The 2,475-nt window shown below is 72.4% G+C and carries 3 protein-coding genes; 1 reads left to right on the forward strand and 2 read right to left on the reverse strand.

Features of this window, described 5'->3' with window-relative positions; all coding sequences use genetic code 11:
• Nucleotides 1-1,083, reverse strand: a 1,083-nt coding sequence (locus ACIY1X_RS26025) for a histidine kinase dimerization/phospho-acceptor domain-containing protein (RefSeq protein WP_399686462.1), incomplete at its 3' end; no start/stop codon positions are given.
• Entirely contained in the window at nt 1,080-1,787 is a 708-nt protein-coding gene (locus ACIY1X_RS26030; protein ID WP_399686465.1) for a response regulator transcription factor, read from the reverse strand. The genes ACIY1X_RS26030 and ACIY1X_RS26025, both read right to left, overlap by 4 nt.
• A gap of 166 nt (nt 1,788-1,953) precedes the next feature.
• Here ACIY1X_RS26030 and ACIY1X_RS26035 point away from each other — a divergent pair, with 166 nt between their 5' ends.
• Nucleotides 1,954-2,307 carry an HU family DNA-binding protein gene (locus tag ACIY1X_RS26035; protein WP_038210648.1) on the forward strand — a complete coding sequence of 118 codons (354 nt, stop codon included), beginning with the start codon at nt 1,954-1,956 and terminating at the stop codon, nt 2,305-2,307.
• Nucleotides 2,308-2,475: the final 168 nt, after the last annotated feature.

The raw sequence follows: 2,475 nt of genomic DNA on the forward strand, positions 1-2,475 counted from the left end.
CTTGAGCGCGTTGTCCAGCAGGTTGGCCGCCACGCCGGCCAGCAGCTCGCGGTCGCCCTGCACCTGCAGCGCCTCGCACGGCTCGCGCAGCACGATGGCGCCCTGCGCCTCGGCCACGGCGCCGTAGAGCTCCACCACGTCGTCGGCGATGGTGTGCAGCGCCACTGCGCCGAAGCGGCCGCGCTGCGCGCCGGCCTCGGCCTCGGCGATCTGCAGCAGCTTGCCGAACACGCGGTTGAGGTCCTCCAACTCGGCGATGGCGGTCCGGATCGCCGCCCGGCGCTGCCCGGCGTCGGCGCCGTCGTCGTCCGCCGCGCGCAGGCGCGCGAGGATGCGCGTGAGCGGCGTGCGCAGCTCGTGGGCGATGGTGTCCGAGACGTGGCGCACGCCGTCCATCAGCGACTGGATGCGGTCCAGCATGGTGTTGACGTCCTGCTCCAGCAGCGCGAACTCGTCGTCGTCCTCGGACAGCGGGACGCGATGGCGCAGGTCGCCCAGCGCGATGCGCGCGGCCGTGCGCCGCACCGCGCCCACGCTGCGCTCCAGCTCCTGGCGGAACACGAACACGCCGCCGGCCAGCAGCAGCATGGCGACGAAGGCCGCGGCGGCGCTGGCGCTGACGATCAGTTCCTCCAGCGCCTGCTGGTCGCTCAGGTCGCTGCCAACCACCAGCACGTGGCCCTGGGCCACCGGACGCACCACCAGCCAGGCGCGCACGCTGCGGCCCTTGCGCAGCACCTGCCGCTGGCCGTCGGCGCCGGGCGCCGGCAGGGTGTCGAGGTTGCCCGCCAGGCGGTGGCCCTGCGCGTCCACGAGCAGCAGCATCTCCTGGTCGGTGCTGCGGCCGTCGGCCAGCGTGCGCTCGATCTCGCGCACCACGGCGTCGGCGCCCTCGCGCTCCAGCAGCGTTGCGAGCTGCTGCGCGGTGGTGCTCACCTGCCGCGCCATGCGTTGGTGCAGCACGCCCACCGTCTGCAGGTAGATGATGGCCAGCGCCGCCAGCATGGTGATGCCCACCAGCAGCGCGTAGTGCGCGGCCAGCCGGAAGCCGGCCGAGCGCCACAGCCGGCGCAGCGCGTTCATGTCTGCGCGGGGCCGTCGCCGGATGCCGGCGCCGCGAGCCGGTAGCCCACGCCGCGCACGGTGTGGATCAGCGAGGGGCCACCGCCCGCGTCCAGCTTGGCGCGCAGGCGGCTGACCTGCACGTCGATGACGTTGGTCTGCGGATCGAACTGGTAGTCCCACACGGCCTCGAGCAGCATGGTGCGGGTGAGCACCTGGCCCGCATGCAGCGCCAGGAAGGCCAGCAGCCGGAACTCGCGCGGCTGCAGCGCGATGGGCCGCCCGCCGCGCTCGGCCTTGCGGCTGCCCAGGTCCAGGCGCAGGTCGGCCACCTCGATGACGCGGATCTCCGGGCCGGGGCGCGAGCGGCGCACCAGCGCCTCGGCGCGCGCGGCCAGTTCCGAGAAGGCGAAGGGCTTGGCCAGATAGTCGTCGCCGCCGGCCTTGAGGCCGCGCACGCGCTCGTCCAGCGCGCTCAGGGCGCTGAGCACCAGCACCGGCGTGCGTCTGCCCATGGCGCGCAGCGCGGCCAGGATGCCCAGCCCGTCCACGCCGCCGGGCAGCATGCGGTCGAGGATGATCAGGTCCCAGGCCTCGGCGCTGGCGCGCGCCAGCGCCTCCGGTCCCTCGCGGCAGATCACGGCCACATGCCCCAGGCCGCGGAAGCCGTCGGCGATGTAGCGTGCGTTGTCGGCGTCGTCCTCGACCACCAGGCAGCGCCACATGGCGGTACCCGTCGCGCCGGCCGCCGGCTGTGCGGATGAGGGGTGCGTCTGCATGCTGTCGGTGCTCGGGGCCATGGCCGAATTGTCGAGCCTCGCGCGGCGTCTACACTGCGAACCCGCCCGCGGGCAAATCCCCGCGGGCGATTTCGTATCTCAAGGAGCAGTTTTGAATCGTATCGAGTTCATCGAAAAGATCGTCGCCGCGCACGGCGTGTCCAAGGCCGAGGCCGGCCGCATTCTGGAGACGGTGACCAGCACCATCGTCGGCGCCGTGAAGAAGGGCGATAGCGTGTCGCTGGTCGGTTTCGGCACCTTCAAGCAGGTGGCCCGCGCCGCACGCACCGGCTTCAACCCGCAGGCCGGCGAGAAGATCAAGATCGCCGCCCAGAAGGTGCCGAAGTTCGTGCCGGGCGCAGCCTTCAAGGCGGCCGTCGATCCCAAGGCCGCCAAGCGCAAGGCCGAGAAGGCCGCCGCCAAGCCGGCGAAGAAGCCGGCTGCGAAGAAGGGCGCCAAGAAGTAAGAAGCACGGCACCTGCCGATCCTTCGAGATGGCCCTTCGGGGCCATTCTTGTTGGGGGCTCCGGTGCCGGACGGCGCCCTGCAGGTTGCCGCCGGCGCATGGCTATGTCCTAACCCGGATCTTTCGTGAAGGCAGCGCCGAGGCGGCCACGTGGCTGCGGGGCGCTCA

The sequence above is a fragment of the Xenophilus sp. genome, from assembly GCF_044462705.1.
GTDB lineage: Bacteria > Pseudomonadota > Gammaproteobacteria > Burkholderiales > Burkholderiaceae_C > Xenophilus > Xenophilus azovorans.

Bases quoted from the DNA above. Each gene is read 5' to 3' on its own strand.
- ACIY1X_RS26030 (WP_399686465.1), bottom strand. From the start codon at position 1,787: ATGTGGCGCTGCCTGGTGGTCGAGGACGACGCCGACAACGCACGCTAC.